At 45.1% G+C, this 22948-nt stretch carries 13 protein-coding genes and 1 pseudogene; 2 read left to right on the top strand and 12 right to left on the bottom strand.

Features of this window, described 5'->3' with window-relative positions:
• Window positions 1-123: 123 nt before the first annotated feature.
• The 3 genes from BN8_RS17125 to BN8_RS17115 all read right to left on the bottom strand — a co-directional run bounded on the left by BN8_RS17125 (window position 124) and on the right by BN8_RS17115 (window position 5055).
• On the bottom strand, window positions 124-3309 hold the full coding sequence (locus BN8_RS17125; RefSeq protein ID WP_009283176.1) for an efflux RND transporter permease subunit: 3186 nt from the start codon (window positions 3307-3309) through the stop codon (window positions 124-126).
• A 21-nt stretch (window positions 3310-3330) separates the two neighbouring features.
• Window positions 3331-4491 carry an efflux RND transporter periplasmic adaptor subunit gene (locus BN8_RS17120; RefSeq protein WP_063827474.1) on the bottom strand — a complete coding sequence of 387 codons (1161 nt, stop codon included), beginning with the start codon at window positions 4489-4491 and terminating at the stop codon, window positions 3331-3333.
• A gap of 204 nt (window positions 4492-4695) precedes the next feature.
• Window positions 4696-5055, bottom strand: a complete 360-nt coding sequence (locus tag BN8_RS17115) for a hypothetical protein (protein ID WP_040006196.1) — start codon at window positions 5053-5055, stop codon at window positions 4696-4698.
• 502 nt (window positions 5056-5557) lie between these two features.
• Here BN8_RS17115 and BN8_RS17110 point away from each other — a divergent pair.
• Complete coding sequence (locus tag BN8_RS17110; protein ID WP_009283172.1) at window positions 5558-6490, top strand: DUF808 domain-containing protein; 933 nt, start codon at window positions 5558-5560, stop codon at window positions 6488-6490.
• 604 nt (window positions 6491-7094) lie between these two features.
• Complete coding sequence (locus BN8_RS17105) at window positions 7095-7637, top strand: hypothetical protein (RefSeq protein WP_009283170.1); 543 nt, start codon at window positions 7095-7097, stop codon at window positions 7635-7637.
• A 178-nt stretch (window positions 7638-7815) separates the two neighbouring features.
• On the opposite strand, the gene BN8_RS17100 is transcribed toward BN8_RS17105, so the two are convergent.
• The 9 genes and pseudogenes from BN8_RS17100 to BN8_RS17070 form a co-directional block, all read right to left on the bottom strand.
• Window positions 7816-12675, bottom strand: a complete 4860-nt coding sequence (locus BN8_RS17100; protein WP_009283169.1) for a cellulose binding domain-containing protein — start codon at window positions 12673-12675, stop codon at window positions 7816-7818.
• A gap of 1969 nt (window positions 12676-14644) precedes the next feature.
• Window positions 14645-14779, bottom strand: a pseudogene (locus BN8_RS33940) (helix-turn-helix domain-containing protein); the annotation flags it as partial.
• 242 nt (window positions 14780-15021) lie between these two features.
• Window positions 15022-15651, bottom strand: a complete 630-nt coding sequence (locus tag BN8_RS17095; protein WP_040006195.1) for a hypothetical protein — start codon at window positions 15649-15651, stop codon at window positions 15022-15024.
• 388 nt (window positions 15652-16039) lie between these two features.
• Entirely contained in the window at window positions 16040-16186 is a 147-nt protein-coding gene (locus BN8_RS33370) for a hypothetical protein (protein WP_192579071.1), read from the bottom strand.
• 72 nt (window positions 16187-16258) lie between these two features.
• Window positions 16259-17638 carry a hypothetical protein gene (locus tag BN8_RS17090; protein ID WP_040006194.1) on the bottom strand — a complete coding sequence of 460 codons (1380 nt, stop codon included), beginning with the start codon at window positions 17636-17638 and terminating at the stop codon, window positions 16259-16261.
• A gap of 10 nt (window positions 17639-17648) precedes the next feature.
• Window positions 17649-18095: a hypothetical protein gene (locus tag BN8_RS17085; RefSeq protein WP_040006193.1), complete on the bottom strand. Its 447-nt coding sequence runs from the start codon at window positions 18093-18095 to the stop codon at window positions 17649-17651.
• Window positions 18096-18125: 30 nt separating this feature from the next.
• The gene (locus tag BN8_RS17080) at window positions 18126-20279 is read right to left on the bottom strand and encodes a hypothetical protein (RefSeq protein WP_009283167.1); all 2154 of its coding nucleotides are present in this window, start codon (window positions 20277-20279) and stop codon (window positions 18126-18128) included.
• Window positions 20280-20323: 44 nt separating this feature from the next.
• Complete coding sequence (locus tag BN8_RS17075; protein WP_009283166.1) at window positions 20324-21685, bottom strand: gluzincin family metallopeptidase; 1362 nt, start codon at window positions 21683-21685, stop codon at window positions 20324-20326.
• 133 nt (window positions 21686-21818) lie between these two features.
• Entirely contained in the window at window positions 21819-22898 is a 1080-nt protein-coding gene (locus tag BN8_RS17070; RefSeq protein WP_262493849.1) for a 5-methylcytosine restriction system specificity protein McrC, read from the bottom strand.
• Window positions 22899-22948: the final 50 nt, after the last annotated feature.

Below are 22948 nucleotides of genomic sequence, written 5' to 3'. Positions count from 1 at the left end.
TTCATCATATATCAACCTCACACGAGGCCCTGACTCCTGCGAAGTAATCGGGGTCGTATTGGGGATCAGCAGGTTTCCCGTCACCCACTAAGTACGCTCAACACAAGGCAAAAGACGAGCTGTTTATGAGGTTTGAAGTACGGCACCGTTGGTCTGCTGTTTAGCTAACGCCGTTTGATGTTGTTTAGGACGGTTAGGCTTAATCCGGCTGGCCAGTCCGGCAAAGATTACGTAGAGGCCCGGCACCAGCAACAAACCAAATACCGTCCCGACAAGCATACCGCCGGCTGCCGCTGTACCAATCGTACGGTTACCCACAGCACCCGCTCCTGTAGCGATACAAAGAGGAATCAACCCCGCTATAAAGGCAAAGGAGGTCATCAGAATAGGACGCAGACGCGCCAGCGCCCCTTCCATAGCGGCCTTGATAACCGGCAGACCTTCCTGACGCCGTCCGTTGGCAAACTCCACGATCAGAATGGCGTTCTTGCCCAGTAGACCAATCAGCATGACCATGGCAATCTGGGCGTAGATGTTATTTTCGAGACCCGTTATCCACAGAAAAAAGAAAGCGCCAAAAACGCCCGTGGGCAGCGACAGAATAACCGGCAGCGGAAGCAGAAAACTCTCGTATTGTGCCGACAGAATCAGGTACACAAAGACCAGACAGATGGCGAAAATGTAAACGGCTTCGTTGCCCGTCTGCACTTCGTCGCGTGAGATACCGGCCCAGTCGATGCCGTAGCCCTTGGGGAGTTTGGTAGCGGCTACTTCCTGAATCGCCTTGATAGCGCTACCGCTGCTGTAGCCAGGGGAGGCTTCGCCGTTTAGCTCTGCCGAAAGGTACATGTTGTAGCGGGTAGCCTGTTCCAGACCGTACACCCGCTCTACGCGCATGAATGCCGAGTAAGGTACCATCTCACCGGCTTCGTTCTTGACGTACAGCTTCAGCAAATCATCGAGCTGAGCCCGGTATTCGGGCAGGGCCTGCACCATCACCTTGTACATCTGCCCGAAGCGAATGAAGTTCGTTGCGTATTCAGAGCCCAGCAGCGTTTGCAGCGTTCGCATGGCCTGGCCGACCGACACGCCTTTCTGAGCGGCTTTATCCGGGTCTACGTAGAGCATGTACTGCGGAAAGCTGGCGTCGTAGATGGTAAATGCATTCTCAATTTCAGGCCGGGCAACCAGGTCTTTGATAAACTGGTTGGTGACGGTTTCCAGCTTTTTATAGTCGGCGCGTCCTGTTTTGTCCAGTAGTCGTAATTCAAAACCGCTGGCGTTACCGTACCCAGGCACTGCCGGGGGAGGGAAGTATTCAATCGTAGCGTCTTTGATATGACGGGTTTTTTCGGTTAGCTGGGCAATGATCTCGTCGACGGACTCCTCCCGTTCGTCCCAGCCGCTGAGGTTGATCAGACAGGTGCCGTAGGTAGCTCCGGTTCCGTCCGAGAGTACGTTGATACCCGCCAGCGACGAAACCGACCTGACCGCTTTGAGCGAGGAAGCTGCCTGCTGAATCTGGTCGACTACCGCCCGGGTCCGCTCCAGGGTAGCGCCGGCAGGGGTTGTAACGCTGGCGTAGAACGTACCCTGATCATCGTTGGGAATAAAACCGCCCGGTACCCGCGACTGAACGGCCCACGTACCCCCGCAGAAAGCCAGCAGTACGCCGAAGGTGATGACCCGCCGGTTGATGATGACTTCCAGAAAACGACGATAACGCCCCGCCAGAGCTTCATACCGGGCATTAAAGCCAGCAAAAAAACGCCCCATGAGTGTCTGCCTGGAGTTATGCTCATGTACTGGTTTGAGAATGAGGGCACAAAGGGCCGGGCTAAGGGTAAGGGCGTTTACGGCCGAGATGAGGATGGCCACGGCCATGGTAACGGCAAACTGCCGGAAGAAAATACCCGTCGGCCCGGATAGGAAAGTGACAGGCACAAATACGGCGGTCATCACCAGTGTAATGGCAATAACGGCCCTGCCTATTTCATTAATGGCGGCTTGTGCTGCCTCCCAGGGGCTGAGCTTTTCCCGTTCCATCTTGGCGTGAACGGCTTCGACGACCACAATCGAATCATCGACCACAATCCCGATGGCCAGGACCAACGCAAAAAGGGTAATGAGGTTGATGGAAAAGCCGAAAAGCTGCATGAAAAAGAACGTACCGATCAACGATACGGGTACGGCAATAGCGGGAATGAGCGTCGAACGGAAGTCCTGTAAAAACAGGAACACGACCAGGGCTACCAGGATGAAGGCTTCGATCAATGTTTTGATCACTTCGTGGATGGATGCGTCCAGAAACCGGGAAACGTCGTAGGTGATCTCATAATCCATACCCGTTGCAAACGTCTCCTGCTTCAGTTCAGCCATGCGTGTTTTGATGTCTTTGATGACCTGACTGGCATTGGAGCCGGGCAACTGCTTGATCATGATGGCTGCAGACGGCTTGCCATTATGTTTGGAAACTACATCGTAGTACGTTGTGCTTAGCTCAATGTCGGCAATGTCCTTCAGCCGCAACAGTTCACCGTCAGCATTGGCTTTGAGCGGAATATTACCGTATTCTTCTTCCGTTGTGTACTTGCCCGTGTACTTAAGCACGTATTGCAGAGGCTGGCTTTTTTTGTCAGAACTTTCCCCCAGCTTACCGGGAGCTGCCTCTACGTTCTGGTCCTGTAATTTCGCAATGACTTCTTCAGCCGACAAATTGAACGCCAGCATTCGGTCCGGCTTAAGCCAGATGCGCATAGCGTATTCGCGGGCGCCCATAATGTCGGCAAAACCCACACCTGGAATACGTTTCAACTCCGCCAGGACGTTTATATCGGCGAAATTGTAGAGGAACTTCTCGTCCAGGTCCTTATTGCTGCTGAAGATGTTCAGGTACATAAGCATGGAGTTTTCCTCTTTGGCAATTTTAACGCCATTCTTGATCACTTCGGAGGGCAGTTCGGCCATGACGGCCGCCACGCGATTCTGCACATTGACGGCCGCTACGTCGGGGTCGGTACCAACCTCGAAGATGATCTGAATCACGCTGACGCCATCGTTACCGGCATCTGAGGACATATACTTCATGCCGGGTACGCCGTTGATGGCCCGCTCCAGGGGAGTAACTACGGCCTTAATGGATGTTTCGGCGTTGGCCCCCGTGTATTCGGTCGTTACGTTCACCTCAGGTGGGGCAATAGCGGGAAACTGGGTCATGGGCAACTGCCCGATAGCCAAAACGCCCAGTAAGGTGATGATGAGCGATATGACAATGGACAGAACCGGTCTGTTTATGAAGCTGGCAAACATACTGTCTGAGGTTAAGTCCGTTTATTGGTTCACTAACTGGGCCATGAACTGCGGAGCCGGGAGTAGCTGCGGCTCAATCTGATCGCCTTCTTTCACTGTCTGGATACCCTCGTAGAGAATCCGGTCGGAGGCCGACAGACCCGACTCCACGACGTAGAGCTGAGGTAGACGAAGTTTCGGGACGATGCTGCGCATGTGGACCTTGTTGTCAGTGCCCACGACAAACACGAATAACTTATCCTGCAACTCGAAGGCGGCTTTCTGCGGAATCAGCAGGGCGCCTGTCAAGGACTGATTCATGCGGACTTTGCCGCTGGCACCGTGTTTAAGCAGGTTGCCTGGGTTGGCAAAACGGGCCCGGAAAGCAATGTTGCCCGTAGCTCTGTCGATCTGTCCATCAATTTTCTCGATGTTTCCCCGACTGGCGTGGACCTGATCATTCGCCAGGATGAGCGAAACCGGGCTCTTACGCACAGCGTCTCTGGCTGTTACGAAGTCCAGGTATTCGTTTTCCGGAACATTGAAATAGGCAAACACCTGCCGGTTATCCGACAGAGTGGTTAGCAGAGTTCCTTCGTCGACCAGACTGCCCGCCTTGTTTGGAATCCGGTCGACGATACCATCGAACGGAGCCCGAATCTGGGTCAGGGCCAGCTTAAGTTTAGCGCCGGTTGCCGCAGTTCTGGCCTCGTCAATACGCGCTTGCAGGGCCGCTACTTTAGCTTCGGCTTTCTCCTGCTCAATGGGCGAAACGATCTTCTTTCCGATCAGGATTGAGACGCTTTTCAACTCAACTTCGGCGGCTTTTGCTTCCGCGATCGCGTTTTTGAGGCTGGCCTGGGCTTTTATGAGTTCCTCCCGGTAGGCGGGATTGTTGACGCTAAAGAGCAGTTGACCTTTTCGAACAAAAGCCCCTTCATCGACGTGAATCCGATCCAGATAGCCTTCAATTCGGCTCCGAATCTCGACATTCTGCACTGCCTGGACATCGGCTACGTACTCCTTGGTATAAAGGGTATCCGTTACTACGGGCTGGATGACCGGATACGTTTCTGTTTTGGCCTGTTCCTGTTTTTGCTCTGATGAGGAGCAGGCCGTCAGCAAGGAAACGGCACTGAACACGCTCAGAACAAGCGTGTTGAATTGGCGCACCAGTGCTGGTCGCGCAATGTGAATACGCATATGATTGGATAAATGGGATATAATCGACTGAACTGTCCCTGCGCAAGCACCCATGATCCATCTCGTACGCTGACAATCAGGGCCTAAACGGCATAGATGTTCAGTGACGTCGGCGGGACCGTGGCAGACGTATTGGCAGGGGAAACAACGAATTATTGGCAAATCGGTACGGTGATCTGCGCATCAGGGGGTAATCGCAAACGGCTATGCGAGCCGAGGGGGAGGGGTATTTACCTTAGCCGGGCTGAAGAAATAGCAGGAAGTAACGTAGGGGAGGTACGTAATGGATAGGTATCCCTCCGTTCGGAAAAATTGGTAGCAAACCGACGGGGCAGGAACTGACCAGTCGAAGAAGAGTTTGGTCAATTGATTAGTCCCTTCGTCTTCTTCGGGCTCATCATGCTCAGGAACGGCATCATGCAGGCCAAACCAGTGCTCGAGCACAAGTTCTCCAATACTCTCTATTTCGTTGACGGACAAATCTTCGTGGTACTCCCCTTTGGTATTCGGGGTTACATAGCCATCGGGGGCATCAATACTGACGTTAATGACATAAAAAGCCATCAATAGACAGTAGAGCCGATGAAACCACGTATGCCGACGCTTGATCATGTACCTCTTTTCAACGAGTATACAAATATAATTCAATCTCAAGCTGTTTGATTAGTGATTGCAGCAGGTTAGGGGATTTATTGAATTTTTTGTTAATAAGGTACAATCAGGCACAGGTTCGCATTTCTGTTGCAAATCAGTTCCGCGCAAAACCAGACAGTCTTGTACGTACAAGCAGCCCAAGTAAACTGGCAGAATGATAACCAGGAAATTGGCAATGCATATGATTTTTTAATCTGTTGCCAACTTTCACCCCGTAAGCCGGTTAACCTATTGTAAAGGCTGCTACAAAGGAGTAAATACAGCATTTTTGGGTAAAACAAGCGCACCTATCTGGCGGTAAACGGGTATTGCTCCCACCGATACCATTCCATTCAAGGAGCGCCCCCAAAAACTGTAAGAATTTATACATGCAACCTCTCCATTGATAGTAGAAGTAGCCAACTTATTGCAGATGCCTTCAGGATTCTTTGCGTTATTAGATGATATCTCGGCCTTGGTAAAAGCAAGTGCCGCCAGTTTGGATGATGTGCCGACTCAGGTAGCGAAAACGACCGGAAAAGTGTCGGGCATCGTCATTGATGATACAGCCGTGACGCCCAAGTATGTCGTGGGTCTGGATCCATCCCGTGAGCTTTCGATCATCTACCGGATTGCCCAAAAGTCCCTTATCAACAAACTCCTTATTTTAAGCCCAGCAGCCTTGCTGCTGGGCTACTTCGCCCCCTGGGCCATTACACCTATTCTTATGCTAGGGGGGGCTTACTTATGCTTCGAAGGATACGAGAAGGTACATTCGCTGTTTAGCCCCCACCACCATGAGAACCCAGAAAGTGAGCCCTTAACCCCTATAACACCCGAACAACTGGAGCAGCAACGGGTGACGAGTGCCGTTCGCACCGACATCATCTTATCGGCCGAGATTATGGCCATTGCTTATAGTCAAGTAACCGGCCAGCCCCTGGTCAACCAGATCATGGTGATGCTGGCAGTGGCAGTGTTTATCACGGTGGCCGTCTATGGGTTTGTTGGCTTAATTGTCAAAGCAGATGATATCGGGTTACACCTCGCTGGTGGTAACTATCCTCCTGCTACTCAAAAAGTAGGCCGTGGCATTGTCAAATTTATGCCGCATTTCTTGAGTTGGCTAGGCTACGTGGGTACAGCCGCCATGCTTTGGGTAGGCGCCGAAATCATCGCGCATGGCATACCGTTTACCGCTCATCTATTGCATGACTTAGAACAGGGCTTGTCCTCCATGCCGGTAGTAGCCTGGTTTGCCAAGGCCCTGGCATGTGGAGTGGCCGGTCTCTTTTTAGGGTTTCTCATTGAGAAGCTTGTCATGTTTGTAAAGAGGATCTTCTTTACCCCAGGCGTACGCCACTAACTCAGTTTGCCAGTTGTTAAAACTGGTTGTTCAATTAAACGACCGTTTTTTAGAAAAAATAGCGGCTGGCCTGATGGGTTAAATAGTAGCTTGACCTGTCTCAATCTGTTAGCTCCTTAATCAATGGGTAAAACAATTTATGAGTGTTTGAGGCCATACGCTTTACTGGCTCATACACCCGTTGGATTTGAGCAGCCCTGCGTTCAGTTTCTTACCCGTAAATCTCATGACGCCTTTGTTGAAATGGCTCATGTCTGAAGCGATGTAACCATACGAATTGTACATGCTTAATAACGTTTCCTCGTAAGGCACCTTATCAACCAAGCAGATGAGGTACCTCACGAGGGAGCGTTTGGGTAAGTCTGTTGTATAGGCAACATTATTGTACAGTATGTCCTACTATGTAGAGGGTAAAATCCGATAACCGTCTGTAAAATCAGATGACACAGGTCGCCCTGCGCCGAAGCGGCAGCTTTTACGTTTCGTTGATATTCTTTTACAGGTCATTACCAGACGCCAGGATAGAAACTTCTAGCTTTACAGCCCACCGCAGTGGTTGAAATCCTTTAAGGGATAGGTCTGTGTTAATTAAAACTACAAAAAAATGAAAACAATCATTTATGCGCTGATCGTATCGCTGGTTGTGGTAAGTGGACTAGTATTGGCTAATCGTGAAAGTAAAAACGAAGATTCTAAAACGTCAACGGCAAAGCCAATCTCTGCTGCCGAAAGGAAAGCTGTATTGAAAAAATGGGAGGCTACCCCTGATGGCATAAAGTACAAAAAATGGGAAGCATCTCCCGAAGGTAAAAAAGTATATGCCAGTGAAGCTAAAATAAGGAAGCATATACGTGCTTTTACCAATATGGAGGCTGTTGTAACCTCTCTTTCTCTTCCGCCAGGCTCACGATTAGGTTTCGGAGTGATGGTCAGGATTAATGGCGACGATTATATTCTTGGTTATGGGCCGGTAAAGGCTAATGAATTGCAGCAATTGCCTAGCCTGAAAGTTGGCGACAACATAATTATTAGAAGCCGTGGCGTATTGCATACGCCCAAATACTCATATTCAATAATATCGCTTGACTATGTAGAACGAGATAGTAAACTAATTTACAAACGTGCTCCTCGCAAAGCCGGTTGCTAAGTGAATCATGAAATACATAGATGGAAGTTGTCTAATGTTCAAGGTAACGTCTGCTGATTCACTGGTTAATTCCTCTCAGGCCGATTAATCGGCCTGAGAGGAACGAAATTCATTCATGAGCAGCTACGCCAGTTTGCCGATTACGAGTTGATATCGCAGTAGTTGCAGTGAGCAACGACTACTCTTTTATCAACTTGATTGTCTGGCGCTCGGTAAGCGTACTGACCTGCAAGAGCAGCACAACTGCCCGCTGCTGACCGGTTGGGAGCTGATACGCTCCGTTGGCAAATGCCCGCTCAACCGATCGCTCACTTACCAATCGGCCTTGAATGTCCGTCAGTTGTAGGCGCAGGGGCTGGCCCTCAACCCCGCTGACCGACACGTTGACCACATCGCCCTGGATGGGGTTGCCCAGCACCACCACCCGCATGGGAGTGTCGTCTTCCTGAGCGCCGACGCGGGCGCCAGAGGCCACCCCCGGCTCCTGACCGTACACCAGCGTGCCGTTCAGGTAAGCCGTAATTCTGGCATTCTCAGCCAGTGGCCCGGCGACCCGGTACGAGTAGTCATTCGTTTCGTTGAAGGCCGACCAGTCTGATTTGTTGATCCGCTGCTGGATGATTCCTGTTGAACTGGCCGGGTGAAGCTTACCCAGAGAGGGCGCGAAACTTAACTCCAGATACGTGTCAGTACCCTGTCGGTTTTCCTTCACAAACTTGCTCCGAACGCTGGCGTTGCCCAGTTCGGCGAAGTCAATGGTGTGCACCAAGGGCTTATCACCGTCGGCTGAGAACCAGTACCGTACCGTCAGCTGGCTGTAATCGACGGGGAGGTTACCTTCGTTGACGAGCTTCAGATGCGTGCTGATCTGATTAGAAGTCGAGTTGCTGTTTTTGTTTTCCGAATACACCTTCAGGGCGGTTACTGGCGTGATAGCGGCTGGTTCGGTACCCCAGATTAACGTATTGTTGCGGTAGACAGTAATGCGATCTGTCTTGGTGTAGGTGGTATTGGCCGCAAACGAATGATCGTCGGATTCGCTGAAGTTGGTCCAGTTTTGTTTGCCCACACCGGTCTGAATTTCTCCGGAGTTGCTGGTAGCCGCCAGCGTTCCGGCAGAGCTGTCAAAACTGTATTCTACGTACCCAAAGGCTCCCTGGCGAGGTGTTTCCAGAGGCACATAGTTCATCTTTACCTTGCTGGTACCCAGCGCTGCCCAGTACACCGACAGATTAGTTATCGGCGCAAAGTTCTCGGCCGTCAGCCAGTAGCGGATCGTAATCTCGCTGTAAGGAACCGACGTAGTACCCTCATTATAGAGCGTCAAATAGGGTCGAATGGCGTTGTTAGTCGTTTGGTTATTGTCACCGTCCCGGTGGTAGACGCTCAGCTTGTCCGACATAGCGGCTTCTTCGAGCCGGACGGTACCAAACTTCGACGGGTTCTGCCAGGAATTGTCTTCGGTCGTCCACCACGACTTTTTGCCATCTTTGTTGTTAGTGCCGGGCTGGTCGTTGTCAATCAGCATCGCATCGAAGCCGAGGTAATTACCCACCTTCGGCATTACGCCCAACTCCGACCACCGAAGCGCAATCTCCATCTGGTAGCCGGTAGCGGTTGTCGTTTGGGCTACCTGCGTTCCGGTCAGCGACAGAGGGCCGCTGCCAAAGGTCAGGCCCGCAGCCTGCACGTTGTAGACCATCTGGCGGTCGTTGGTGTTGTAAGCCGTGGTTTTATCATTGGTCGCGTCGATGTACAACTCCGCGCCGTCGGCGTTCCAGGCGGAGGGCGAATTGCCGCTCTGCGGGACCAACTGATCGTCGGTTACGTTGACCAGTACGTACAGAAACTGGTTATCCCACAGCATCTTGACCGTCCCCGAAACATCCTGATCACCACCCGGTGAACCAGCGCTTACCTTGCTGATGGGATACGCTTTGGCTGAACTCCAGCTCGGATCAGCCTGACCATCGATGGTTAGGGTGCTGGTGGTTTTCTGAGCGGCAATTTTCTCGACAACCTGCACGGTCAACGTAGCGTCGCTGCTGGTGACGGCTCCCTGGCTGTTGGTGATCTGTACGCTATAGCGTCGGCCATTGGCTTCCATACCCAAACCTCTCAGTGCCAGTTCCGAACCCGTCTGCCCGGCGATGGGCTGTCCGTTCTCAAGCCATTGGTATTGCATCGGCTGCTCACCAATTACCGATAGTTTGAACGTAACACCACTGCCTTCGGCCACCGTTTGCGATTCTGGCTGCTCGGTAATGTACGGTGCCAGAATCTTTGGCGTGTTGACATTGGCCGCCCGCCAGTCCATCAGAGCCCGGTATTTAAACGACGTCAGGTCCGGCTGACCAATGAACTCCTTGGAACCCCAGGCCATGCCCTGCCCAAAAGTGGCCGAGTGGACAAAGTGCACCAGCGTTTCGAGGTAAGGAGCGAGCGCATTCTGGTATTCGATGTACACTTGATACATCAGTGGGTTGCGGCTGGCCACTTCGCCACTGTTAGTCAGGTGCTGACCGGCTTCGTAGGTAATCAAGGGAATGTTGCGCCCCGTCGCCGACAAGATAGCGTAGTGCTGTTTGACATTGTCGATGGTTTTGCCCACCTCCGTCCGCAGCAGCGCGAGCAGGTTGGGGTCAGTACCTGCCCCATTGAAACCAAAATACGGGGCAATGGCGTAGTAATCCGGCCAGATACCCGCCGGGTTAATTTTTGCCTCGGCCAGAGCGTCCAGATGCACTCGCGTCATGTCAGGTTGACCGCTCCACCCGGCTAAAACTTTTTTGACGCGACTGCTTTCCGCGCCGAATACCTCATTGAATAGCCCAAACATCTGCGTAGTGCGGTACACGTAATACCGAAAACGAGCGTAGTTATCGGGGCCAAACCAGGCATACCGTTTAAAGTCACCCTGATCGAAGCCCAGTTCCTTTCCTTTTTGGGTCGCGTAGATTTCCGAACCGAAACCACCCCATACTTCATTGGAGTACTCGATGTACACCTTCAGCGACGGGTCCAGATGCTGCTTGACGGTGGCAGCCAACTGCCGAATGTAATCATCGTTGGCCGCGTGCGGTACGTTGACCCACAAGTCGGACTTGTTGATATTACACAGTTTAATCATCCACTCTACGGCCACACCTTTCAGCACAACCACGCGGTCTTTGGTGTAGTTGGCCGGTGCGGTCTGGTCCTGATCGCTGGGCAAACGGCGGTCGCTCCAGTTGATGATCCAGTTGTTGTTCGTGCTTGTCATGGACATAAACCGCAGCACCCGGTAGTTTTTAATTTCCTCCAGGAATACCGGATTGAACGGGTTGGCGGTGGCGTAATTAGCCCACTCGGTCGCGAAGTTGACACCGGGCTTCCAGACGCCCGCTACATCGTTGGAGAAATCCGTACCGAGCGCCATGGCGTCGATCGCTGGGGATAATGCGTTGGGCGTAACGGTCAGTGGCTCGCTCAGCGTCGACTCGTTGCCCAGCTTATCCACGGCTTTGATCGTTACGCTGTACGACGTGGCTGGCGAAAGTGCGTAGGCTGTAAACGTCGTTCCGGCCGTGATACCCCACTGAGCGCCATTGACGTAAACTTTATACGCCGACACGCCCGAACCGGCATCGGTCGACGCGTCCCAGGCCAGGTCAGCAGAGGTGCTGGTTGTTTGTGTCGCCCGTAGGTTTGTCGGGGCCAATGGCGGTGTCACGTCCAGGTCGGCGGGCAACTGCATACCAAAATTGAACGTCCCCACCGCATAGTTGGACCCGTTAATTGGCGTTACGACAAAGTCACTGGATGAAACGCTATTGCGCTCGTAGAGGAGCGTCCAGTTCGTTTTGTCGTTCGAACCCTCGCAGCGAAACCCCTGAATGCTCATCGTCGAGTAGGTCTGTACCGTATACTGAACGCCGGTTGCGTAGATCAGGGCACTCTTCGACTCCAGGGTAAATTCTTTGCCTGTACCAATATTACCTTCGTACCAGTGCGATCCCATTTGGCCATCCAGTGCTTTCCAGGGTGCATCAAACGTATTGGTGCCCGGCACGGATGTCGAAATGGCTACGTCAGCATCGCCCGTATTCAGGGTAATGTTATTAAACGGAAACTTCTTGTCGCCCATCAACCAGCGCATTTCCGGCAGGGTTGAACCCGCGTTATTCTGAGTTTTATTGATCCAGAAGCGCAGGTATTTGTACCCCACGGCCGTCGCGGGCGGCTGGGTGGTCGCTACGGTGCTGGCCCGTTCGGATGCGTTAAACTCCTTGTCGTAAGCCACCACCGCGACCGTATAGTTCGTGGCTGGTGTCAAAACATAATTCAGGGCCAGTTGCGTGTCCTGCGTGAAGCCCCGCGAGGTGCCGTTCAGGAACACTTCGTAACCTTTGACGCCCCCTTCGTCGGTCACCGCATTCCACGAAGCCGTCAGGCTGTTATGGGTAATGTTTGAGGTTGTCAGAACGGGTGTTGCTGGTGGCGTCAAATCAACCGCGACGGGGTCCGTGCCGAACTGAAACGTACCCGTAGCGCCATTGCCGACCGGGAAATACGTGGAATTGGGCAACGACGCAGGCGATTCGTAGAGTCGCGTCCAGGTCGTGTTGTCATTGGAGCCTTCTACCCGGAACTCGCGCATGGTCGCGAAAGTCGCCTTACTGATGCGGACGGCTGTTGGGTAGATGGGCCGGTCCCTAAAGTCAAACGTAAGCGGAGTACTTTCGTTCGAAGCAGTTCCGGCCAGGTATGCGCCGGTCGCGGTAGTCTTATTAGCCATCTGCCAGCTCGACGCCGGGGTGATGGAAGCTTCAAGGGTCGTGCCGGTATTGCTCGTAAACGCCAGTTTCGGGTAAACGACGTCGCCGTTGAGAAATTCCAGTTCGTTAATTGTTATCCCAGTTCCGGTGGGAGAGTTTTCCAGGATCAGCCGGACATACCGGTAGCCTAAAGCCGGATCGGCAAGGGCATTGGTTGGTAACAGATGCCCCCCGCAGGTAAGAAGTAAGGCGGTAAACACTCGCAGTAGATTGCGTTTCATGAACGTTTAAATTAAGGGTAAAGGAAAATTGAGTCCGGGCATTCGACCGGGGTATTGATTGGTAATAAATTGATTGTCAGTAGCCGAATTCTGATTCACGGCCGGGTTATTGACTGTTCCGTTCAGTTGAATCGGGAAGAGTAAACGCGCATTGGCAGCAGAGCCAGAGTCAGTTGGCTGACCAGAGCCGAACTCCGAGTTGGTAGTATTGATCTGCCCGCGTTTCTGTCGACGTTGACCTTGTTGCAGGCACTATGCTCCGGGGGCAAGACAAAGGAGGCTTGGGGAATAGGTTTCATGTTTAGTCGGGTTCAGCGGGTTAGATGTTGACATCCAAGGCTTAAATCCACGGGCGCACGAATGGAGTGGTGCTGTTTTCCGGGATGATGACTTCACGTGTTAGACCCCAAATAGTTAATATACCCTACTTAATTGTAGATTAAATTTATAAATATCAATTTTTGAAGCGTATAAATTGCTTTTAGTTGACTTGTAATGTATAAACAATGTATGAGTTTAGTTGAAGTTAGGTTCATGACCTCCCCAAATTGAGGTCACTATTAGTTAATACAGTAGACTGTGAGCGGTAAAGTTAATGTACCTAATCCGTAGGTTTTAAATTTCATTCGCGCATAAAGTAACACTACCAGTAAACAAAAAAGCCACCTCATATGAGATGGCTTTGTGCACTCGTAGGGACCCTTGTAAGTAATTAAAAGTCAGGCGTTTGTAATCGTTTATTGTTATCACGTATCAAAAATATAGCAAAAACCACATATATAATTTGATTCCTTCTTATCAATTAATGTTTAAGTTTAAAATAGCTATTATAGAAAAGCACGTATAAAACACTTTATCTAAGTGGCTACATGTTTTAATCACCTTTACGTGAGACAATTCTTAATAGACAGAGGTGGAGGAACCATAGCTCTTAATGAGGGCAAACGAACAAGAATGGGTGGTCCTGTTTTGCCGGACACTTTGCCTATGAGAGTTAAACAAAATTGTCTAATGAAATTGGTTTCAAAGTCAATCGGTGAGCGAAAGCCTAACGATGAGTGCAGTCTACGAACGTTATAACACCCTTCTATATAGTTGAACAACTCATTACGTGCGTCTTGCAGGTAGATAAAACATCCATCTTCCTACAATCAGCTTTTAGACGCCCCCAGAATGATTCTGCATGGGCGTTTTGATAGGGGTTTTCCGCTTCAGCCATGCTTTGCCGACACCGCCATGTTCCAGCCGTTGCCGAAAAGAATGACCAAAATACTGACTATCCTGGTCTGTGTGGGCGATAAGGCCTGGTTTCGGTTGCCGCTGTTTGGTGCCTGATAAAAGCCTGCATAATTAGGCTTTCTTTCATGTGCTTGTCGACCCACCAACCGACGATTTAACGGGGAAATAAACCTGACCAACTGGCTAGATAAGCCCATTTTCCACTTGCTAAAGGCAAATACTTAATATCGCCAAACCTGATTAGGAGCAGTAGGCTTGCAGAACTCAAGTAACCGGTTAGGTCAAACTATTAAGCCATTCCGGTAGTTAGTCATTTTTGGCACGAAACTACAGTGCTGAATCGCTCGCCGATCCTGTTCTTGCATCAATCCTCGAACCCGATGTCGCCCTGGCTTTACTCCCTGTTTTTCAGCGATTCCTGCACATGACGACTCCCATAGCGTCGCGAGTATACCCTAAAAGATCGTTTCCAATCGCCGTTGTCATGAGTTGAACGTTAATCGCTTGTGTAAAGGTTATGCCGTTACGATAAGCATAATAACTACTCCTACTTACAGCCCGCGCTTTACAAATCAATCTGACTGGAAAGGCGGTTTCTTCGGCCTGAATGAATCGATGTATTTGCCTTGTGTCTGTTGAATGAAATTGGCGACAGCTATTTTAGGATATCGCGCTCCATCTCCGCTTGGCGCAGCTGTGTGTGTAAAAGATCAACTTCTTACTGAAGGATTTAATCGGTTTTTTTCCTTTTACAATTTGCCTTTCGCCGCGCAAGAATCAGACCATCGCTGATGCCCATCTTACGGGCTACGGCCATGATGGATTCACCATTAGCCACTAGCCGCAGCATATTAGCTTTAAAATCGGCGGTATACTTTCATTTCAGATGTTGGGATTTGTTCATGGTACACGAAGTTAAAAAAGCTTCGTGTCAGAACCTTTATAACCATATTACAGCTCCAGCTATCAAGACCTAAAAGTATATGAGAACTTCTTCTTTAAACACACCTGTAGAGGGTTTAATAAAATATATAAACATATATAAATGTAAATTAGGCATAAGCTCGTTATATAGAGTTAAGATTAATTTGAAATATTTGTTAAAAGTTATAACTTTTTCTCATAATGATGTTTCTCAAGGGAGTCTCTAATATTATTCTTGATGAAATTTTCGCAAAATCTCAAATAGTAGGTTGTTGTATCCTCACTACTAAGGCTTTTATATTTTATTTCTATTATTATATTTTCTAAAACGGGTCTTACAGAAGTCTCGTATATAGGTTTGGGCGTTCCCAGTAAATATAACTTATTATCTCCTACTTCTCTTGGAAGAACATAACCTTCATTTAAGAAATTAATTTCACTCCAGCCAAATCCATCTAAACTTGAAAAAGATATAAATTTATCACTTTCGTTCAACCATTTTTGATTATAGATTTTGTTTTCATAAGCAGTACTATCCTTATAATATCTAAACTCTTTTATTTCTGCAGGCCCGAAACCAACGTTTCTTAATAGAATTCCTTTTAGGTTTGTTGAATCTATTTTAAGGCCTGCTTTTAGTAACTCAATAGCGAGAACAGGTTGCCATCCCGCCAATGTCATTTTCTTTTGGCTTTCTCCTTGCTGTATACTGATAATAACAGCAATAACTGCTACTATAAGCGCAATTATGTCGATGAAATTATTTTTGAACTGTTCTATAACAGCTTTTATGAAATTATTGCTTCGGCTCATTCTGTTAAAGTTTACTTTATACATACCCTATTGTCCGCTTAATCAAGCTATTTATTTTAATTTAAAATTCTTTTCTAGTTCAGCTCAAATTAATTAAAAATACATGTTTGTTGGCGATTTTCTAATTGAAATTTCAGGATGTGAAAACCACCAACAAACATGTAAAATCAAAATAAATTTAGCGTCGCATTTTTAAATCCATGTTTACAGTAGTAAAATGTTTCCTGGGAGGTTGTATCCTGAATTAGTGTATCATTATATACGTTAAGCTCCCTAATCTCTTTATCGCCAATTAAATTATTGATAACAATTTTTAATTTTTCTGTTACCATAGCAGCAGGTATGCTCCTGAGTACATACACCGCCTAAACCATGCACCATCACAAAATTAATCGCCACACTCGCAATTGAAATCCGAGCCTGCTACCTTCATCTTTGGTAGCACTGCATCTTTTTGCTCCTGAGTTGCAGGGCGAGCGACATATTCAACGCCACTTTCTTCAAAAATAATATGGAGCACGTTTGTCTTAGCCATAAATTTATTGAGAAAAAGTGACGTAAGCGAATACAAGAATAAAAATCAGATCATATCCCGATTGTAATATGTTCATTGAGATGAAATAATCGAATTTAAACTGAATTTAGCAACAATTCCGAAATTAAATCTCCTGATTGCTGTTCTTATGTTTTGATCTTCAATTGGCTTTAATTTTTCGTAAGCGTTTTCAACATCAGGAAGTTCGACGTATAGACCACCAAGGAACTTTGATTGTTTTGAAAAGAAATAAGTTCCAAATCCAAAGCTATAGCTGTCTGGCAATAATAGTTTATTTCGACTCAGGAGGTTGCTTCTGAAATAAGGGTTTATTAAAGTATATGTTTCAGATTCTTTTCCAAGGCTAATGTTAAGAAGTAAATCGGCGTTGAGCTCATTGATTTCAACTTCTCCATATGTTCCTGAATAACCAGTGATTGCTCTCTCCTGAGTTAAAATTTGAGATATCGATGTAGAGGGTGTTGTTGTAGTTAGTTTATATTCAGTTTTATCTAGTAGATTGAAATTGTTCGTTTTCTTATAAGCATATGTTAAGCCAAGTTTGAACCAGTCAACTTGCCAATTCAAGCCTACACCAAGGTTACCTCCGCGGAATTCTTCTTTTATAAAGCTTTTTGATAAATTACCTGTATTTATTTGATCAACTCTTCTAAAGCTCAAGGCATCAATACCACCGAATGTAAACAAAGAGACTCTCCAATATGTATTTCTTATATTTTGCTCAAAAGACTTTACAAGTTCATCTTTTAATACTTTAAGTTCCAAATCAAAAGTTTGAACTATACTCTTAAGTCTAGAGAGGAGGTTTGTAATAATATTGCTGACGAGAATTTGGTCTGGTGCTGGAATAGCTGCTCCCTGTGCAGCTAAATATGAGCTAAGATAGGCATGAAATGTTTTTGGTTGAGATGTCCTTAGTTGTGTTACCCAATCGGTTGATAGCTTCGCTTTTACTACTGTATTAGTAAGTGGACTAAAGTTGATTTCCTCATCGATTGCTATCTCCATAAGAGGTATAAACCTTCGCTTAATTTGATCAATTGTGAGAGCTTGTAGTTGACCACTTAGTTCGGCATCACTTGCTTTTCGAACTGCATTATATGAATTACTGAGTTGCCATCCGAAATATCCGTTTAACTTAGCAGAAGGAACCAAATCTCCGGTTGAAAAAAGATTTCCTAACCCTTCTTCACTTTTAGCTTTAAGTCCTATTCCGTAAAATGCAAATGAATTGTCTTTTGATGAAGAAAGCTGTACAGGTTTGTGGAGATTATTCATAGTAAATGAAAATTCTGATTTCCCCAAATCAATTCCTATATTGCTTCCTTTAAATAAAAAGCTACCTTGCCCTTCTGCACTTTGAGTTAACCACTGACTAAATACGTTATCGGTAAACCCGATTATAAGTAGGAAGCTTAACAAGTATTTCATGGCTGTTCTGTTATGGTAGTGGTACGTTTGATTTGGCAAAACCTCCCCGCCCTGTTGAAAGTATAACAATTTCTTGGTCTTTATCAAATACCTTCTTTTTGTCACAAGTAAGGTTGAAAGTAGTTGATGTATTTGAGGTCCCTTCGGCTTCAATTATTAAGAGAAAGTTGAAAGTAGATACAAAGGCTTTAACCTCACATGTTATTTTACTGCCAGACACCTTAAAATCGTTTTCTTTAGCCATTACTCCATTTACATTAATGGATTTAATAGTCAATCCAGGTATAATATCTATTGTTATTACAAAAGTAAAGGGGTCTGGGCCGTCTGCACTAGCTACTAGTACACTCCCTAATAAGCTATTAACAAAAAAATCTTTAGAGACTTTTGTGGTAAACTTTCTATGCTCAGATACTTTCTTTCTTGCCTCTTCTTCAGGCTGCTTCTTCTTTGCCATGATTAATTATGTTTAAGTTAATATGTTGGTTCAACTAATAATAGTTTTAGATTTCTGTAGTCCAGTTGTTAAGTAGTCAAATGCTGTATTTATGGACAAATCAAATGTGAACGCCCATATAAATATTCCAAAGAGCTCTTCGATTGTGCCAATGAAAGTAGTCTTATAGATCATACAGCCAATAAAGATGATGCCTATCAAGACAAGCGCAGTCCGTAAAGATTTAAAGGATATTATACGATTTTCAATAATTTCTCTATCCAATTGACTACTCGCTTGAAATACTGAGTTAAATGGAATTGTTAGAACGTTGGTGTTTGTAGTAAATGATGAGCTTAAGTGTTGTAATATAATTTGTTTGTTTGTATTCAAAACCATGGCAGCGTTAGCTTGGAGTGCTAAACCTCCTGCCGAGTTTTTAATAATCGTTATAGCTTTTTGAACTGCATCCTCATATCTATGATTTATTAAGTCATTATCTATACCCTTATCTAATCCAGATAAGGGAGACTGATAAACTACCTCTCTCCAAGCATTTGCTATATCTTTATAATTTTTACTAATCACCTGCACAAGATCTTCAGGGGCCGCTGACCTAATTAATTGTATATAGCTAGTTATTTTAGTAGACAATTCTTCATAACTACTCATAGATGAGTAATATTGCCGTATTAATGGTTCAACTTTATATAATGTTTGTATAATCTTCAAAGAATATAGTTTAATAACATCTTCTAAGTTTGTTTGCAATTCATTAGTTATTGGTATAGATGTTTTTACCTCTGGAAAATTTTTCGGTGATTTTATCACTGCCGTCCTAATGGCAATTAATTTGTTAAACAGCTCTAAGTCTGTCTCAGAATAAGGCTTTAAGTGACTTTCTAGTATTGGCAACAAATTATCTATTTTATTTTTCCAATGAATAATACTTTTAGAAACCTCAAGCACTAAATTCATTTTTATACTAGTTAGTAGTTTAGAAAGTTCATAAATATTATCATCAATAAAGTAATTTTCTATCGTTTTTTCTTTACTTAAAAGCACTGTATATAATATTGATTGTAATGTAAATGAGGTAAACTTAGGGAGTGAGATTAGTTCTTCAAATGCACTCTTTGTTATTTCTCTCCTTTTATTTAGATCTTTTACTAATTCGTTAAACTCATCCCTTTTATCATTAAGAAAATCTTCTACTCGCTTTTTCTCTTGATCTAGTTTAAGCGCAGCTGTTCTGAAACTTGGTCTTGACTTTGCCTCCTTAACAAGATCACTTATAATAGTATTGCACTTCTTGTTAAATTCTTCGTCTAAATGTTTTTGTTGATCTTTTTTAATTAAAGTTATTAACTCATATATAATTAACTTAGATTCATTCAAAGAAATGTAATTTGATAAAACTGTCTTAAAAAGAAAGCTCAAGGCAATACCCATTATTAATGTTATTGGTATGTACCAGTAAGGTCTTTTTGTAATAATATTATAATTTATTTGTTTGGCAGATGTTAGTTGTGGGGCATTTATCTCAAAGGAGCCCTTTAATGGACCAAGCGGAAAATTACCTTTTGTTGTGTAAGTAAGATCTGTTTGTTGATTTGGGTTTAAGTTAATTGAGTCTTGCTCAAAGTCTATCATTATTTGGTTTGTTACAAGTATATCTGTTAATCTAGTCGTTATTTTTGAACTGCCTGATGTCTCTTGTATTCTAAGTATTGGTTGTTTAACAATGGTAGGGTTTCCATAGTGATATAGTTCCTGCTCAATTGTTAGTTCTTCTATATTTTTAATAATTGCTGGTGAATGGTTAAACTTTATCAATAGGGTATTTAAGGGCTTGTTTGAAGATACATCTAAAGAAAGCTCGTAACTACCTGTATTTTGAGTTACTCTTGTATCTACTATAACCCTTATATTATTGTTTATTGGTGTTGAATCTATTTTAAAAGCGTTAAATAATTGCTGATCTGAACGCTTATTAAATCGTACTCCCTTCTTTTCTATGGTGAGTTGTGCTAAAGGTATTGCTGGATCTGGTCTATTAATTTCAAGTAAAATTGTATCTTGGGCATGCTTGTCGCTTATATCATATTCATTATACCTTAAAGATATTGTTTGACCTTTGACTATATTAATTTCAGACAATGTTGTGATAATAAGTACAATTATAAAAGTACAAGCAAATTTCATTGTTTTGATTGTTAGAATTTTTTGCTAATTAAATATTTTGAATTCTAACTTTTCTTCTTTTTCGCTGGCTTATCCCTTAAAATTTGTTGCAATGCTTCTATAACTTTTGGATCTTTTTGATTAAGTCTTTCTATTAATCCATCTACAAAATCAGGGCCAGCAGTAAGACCACATTCCTGTACCGTATGTGGGCGCAACAATAGGGAGCCGGGAATCAAACTAATCTCCCGCCAAGCAAAACAAGTTCTAATGGTATCTTGGTGTTCTCCGTTAGTGATTTGCCTATCAGCACGTAGTAGACCTCTCAGAATAGTATGGTAAGTCAAATGATTAGGCGACAAATTACTCCAGGTTATTGCCAATAATTGACCGAGGTAATCTCTTGCGAATAATAAAGCGTCTTTAAAACCGGCTTCGTTGCCTTTGTAAGCTGCAGCAAAACGATTCTGGATGTCCGATAAGTCTTGACTTTGATTGGGGCCGGAATTAGAGAGATCTGCCAAAGCTTGTGTGATTAGACCATTATTCACTAATTCCTTCTGGAATACTTCAACAAACACATCAAAGATGCCTCCGGTCAGTGGAACTGAGCGGTCGTGAGGTTCGGCCCCCACATCAGACATTCGTTTGTAGTTGAACGCAATTCTTATTTCTCTACTTTCAGAAAGTTCTCCAACTCTATCAAGTTCATTAACCGTAAATAAGTTGCCGCACGATTTATTTAAGATGTATGTAATTACAGTATCAAAGTGCAAAGAGGCAACAATAGCGACTAGATCACCAGCCGATTCATGCATTCCCCAAAAATCTAAATGCTCTTCTTGGCTATTCTCGGGTACTCCTATTTTTGAGAAAATTATACTATGTCCAATTTCGTGAGCTAACACATCAAAATTTTGGCAGTAAGGACGAGTTCGATCAATACCTCCGGTTATTGACCGCCCATATCCAAATTCCAAAAAGCCATAACCTGATTGAGCATTATTCCACTCAATTAGTGGTATTAACTCTAGTCGGCTGAAGTCAGCTTCAAAATGCCATTCAATCTGATGTCCAAAGTAATCTTCCCATATATCTAACACTCTTCTCACAGTGGCGTACATGGTTGCGCAGGAAAATTCCCTGCTTTCAATATCTAAATGATCAAAATGGCCATCTGAGCTCGGTTGAACAGGTGGGTTTTTAGCACCTATGTATGGTGGGCGGAAAAACCTTGAATATGGAAGTTTATTTATTGCATCAATCACAATCATCCTGTTGTCAGCTGGGCCTGGCTTTATTTCTTCAGGCGGTACTGATATATATACAGTTTCCGGTGTCTGAAATGCTGAAAGAAATCGGGGTTGTGGGAATAGTCTAAAGCGTGTTCCCACGCTTTCTAGACGAACATCTAGCTTGACTGACATTACATATATTGTATTTTGACAGCCAAAAGTAGCTTCTATAATATTTCAAGTCTACGGGAAAAATCCCCTTTTTGTACTAGTTATTACTTGATATTAAATATATGTTATATGTAAACCCTTTTGAAAAGAAAGCTTATATATTATTATTCATTAGCAAATTAATATAAAATGTTTTCGTAAAATCTGTTTCAGTTTCTTTAATGTTGTTGTGTGCTTTATATTCATTTACATTCATTGTGTAAATGGAGAATGTCGTTTTAATTTGTCCGAGTCCGAAAAGCGTGTTATCCACTAGTTTTTCGTAGTCAGTAGGCTCATTATTTACTGGATATATAAGACCGCAGGATATTACTTGATAGTTAGCTGCAAAATATTGAACATAAGTATGTATCTGAAAGAAATCAGATCTGTCAACGTCGTAAGGATTGAAGTTCATTCGTTTGTATTTTGCATCCCAGACACAATACTTGTCATCTTTTGAAAGTACAATGTCAGGTATGAGCTTCCGTTGGAAAAGCTTACCTGGATAGGCGACGACTTCAGGCTTTTCAATGTTCCAGCCTAGAGGTGTGTAAGCTCGCTTGAAAAGCGTGTACAAGTAGCTTTCCCATAGTTCAGCTACATCTAGGAACAAACCAAATCCTTTTGTTTTGTCTTTTTGCTCGTTGCTAAACATGCTGTTAGCTAAAATTTGCCACGACAAGTCTACCACTGGCTTGTAGGACTGGTATAATACCTTGTATTTAATGCTTCGATATTGATGAAGGGTAACCTTTTGGTTGAGTACAGCAATACGTTGAAGGTGTTGAATAGCATCTAAAGCACTGTCTGTGTGGCTAATTTGCCTGATGTTGTATTGTTTACTTAGTATAAGGTAAGCCTGCCATAAAATAGTTGTAACTATAGGATCGTATGTTCTGTGACGTACGTTACTTGTAATGTGATTGTGCGATATGTATTCTTGGATTGTCTTCTTTACATTGATTTGGCCTTTTACGGATGAGCCAGTATGAGTGTCAGTTGCGTTTGTTCTAGGTAAGCCGTGTCTGTTAGCGTCAGCAAGTTTTTGTAGCCAGATTAAAGCTATTAGCTTTCGCAGGAGTGATTCATAATTATCTGATTTGGCGATGACCGATTGAGAGTCCAACAAGCGTATGTTAAAGATTACTTCAAACATTCGCATGATGAATGCATGGCCAAATCTAGGTGTAATGATTATCTTGTAAGTTTGCTGATTATAAGAAAATGTTGCTTCTCCGATGA

Origin of the sequence: Fibrisoma limi BUZ 3 (assembly GCF_000296815.2) — a bacterium.
Lineage (GTDB): Bacteria > Bacteroidota > Bacteroidia > Cytophagales > Spirosomataceae > Fibrisoma > Fibrisoma limi.
This window is presented reverse-complemented; position numbering and strand designations above follow the sequence as displayed.

Excerpts from the sequence above, each read along its gene's own strand:
- BN8_RS17075 (WP_009283166.1), bottom strand. The coding sequence starts at position 21,685 with ATGTCAGTCAAGCTAGATGTTCGTCTAGAAAGCGTGGGAACACGCTTT.
- BN8_RS17125 (WP_009283176.1), bottom strand. The coding sequence starts at position 3,309 with ATGTTTGCCAGCTTCATAAACAGACCGGTTCTGTCCATTGTCATATCG.
- BN8_RS17085 (WP_040006193.1), bottom strand. The coding sequence starts at position 18,095 with ATGGCAAAGAAGAAGCAGCCTGAAGAAGAGGCAAGAAAGAAAGTATCT.
- BN8_RS17100 (WP_009283169.1), bottom strand. The coding sequence starts at position 12,675 with ATGAAACGCAATCTACTGCGAGTGTTTACCGCCTTACTTCTTACCTGC.
- BN8_RS17110 (WP_009283172.1), top strand. The coding sequence starts at position 5,558 with ATGCCTTCAGGATTCTTTGCGTTATTAGATGATATCTCGGCCTTGGTA.
- BN8_RS17115 (WP_040006196.1), bottom strand. The coding sequence starts at position 5,055 with ATGGCTTTTTATGTCATTAACGTCAGTATTGATGCCCCCGATGGCTAT.
- BN8_RS17080 (WP_009283167.1), bottom strand. The coding sequence starts at position 20,279 with ATGAAATTTGCTTGTACTTTTATAATTGTACTTATTATCACAACATTG.
- BN8_RS17090 (WP_040006194.1), bottom strand. The coding sequence starts at position 17,638 with ATGAAATACTTGTTAAGCTTCCTACTTATAATCGGGTTTACCGATAAC.
- BN8_RS17105 (WP_009283170.1), top strand. The coding sequence starts at position 7,095 with ATGAAAACAATCATTTATGCGCTGATCGTATCGCTGGTTGTGGTAAGT.
- BN8_RS33370 (WP_192579071.1), bottom strand. The coding sequence starts at position 16,186 with ATGGCTAAGACAAACGTGCTCCATATTATTTTTGAAGAAAGTGGCGTT.
- BN8_RS17095 (WP_040006195.1), bottom strand. The coding sequence starts at position 15,651 with ATGAGCCGAAGCAATAATTTCATAAAAGCTGTTATAGAACAGTTCAAA.
- BN8_RS17120 (WP_063827474.1), bottom strand. The coding sequence starts at position 4,491 with ATGCGTATTCACATTGCGCGACCAGCACTGGTGCGCCAATTCAACACG.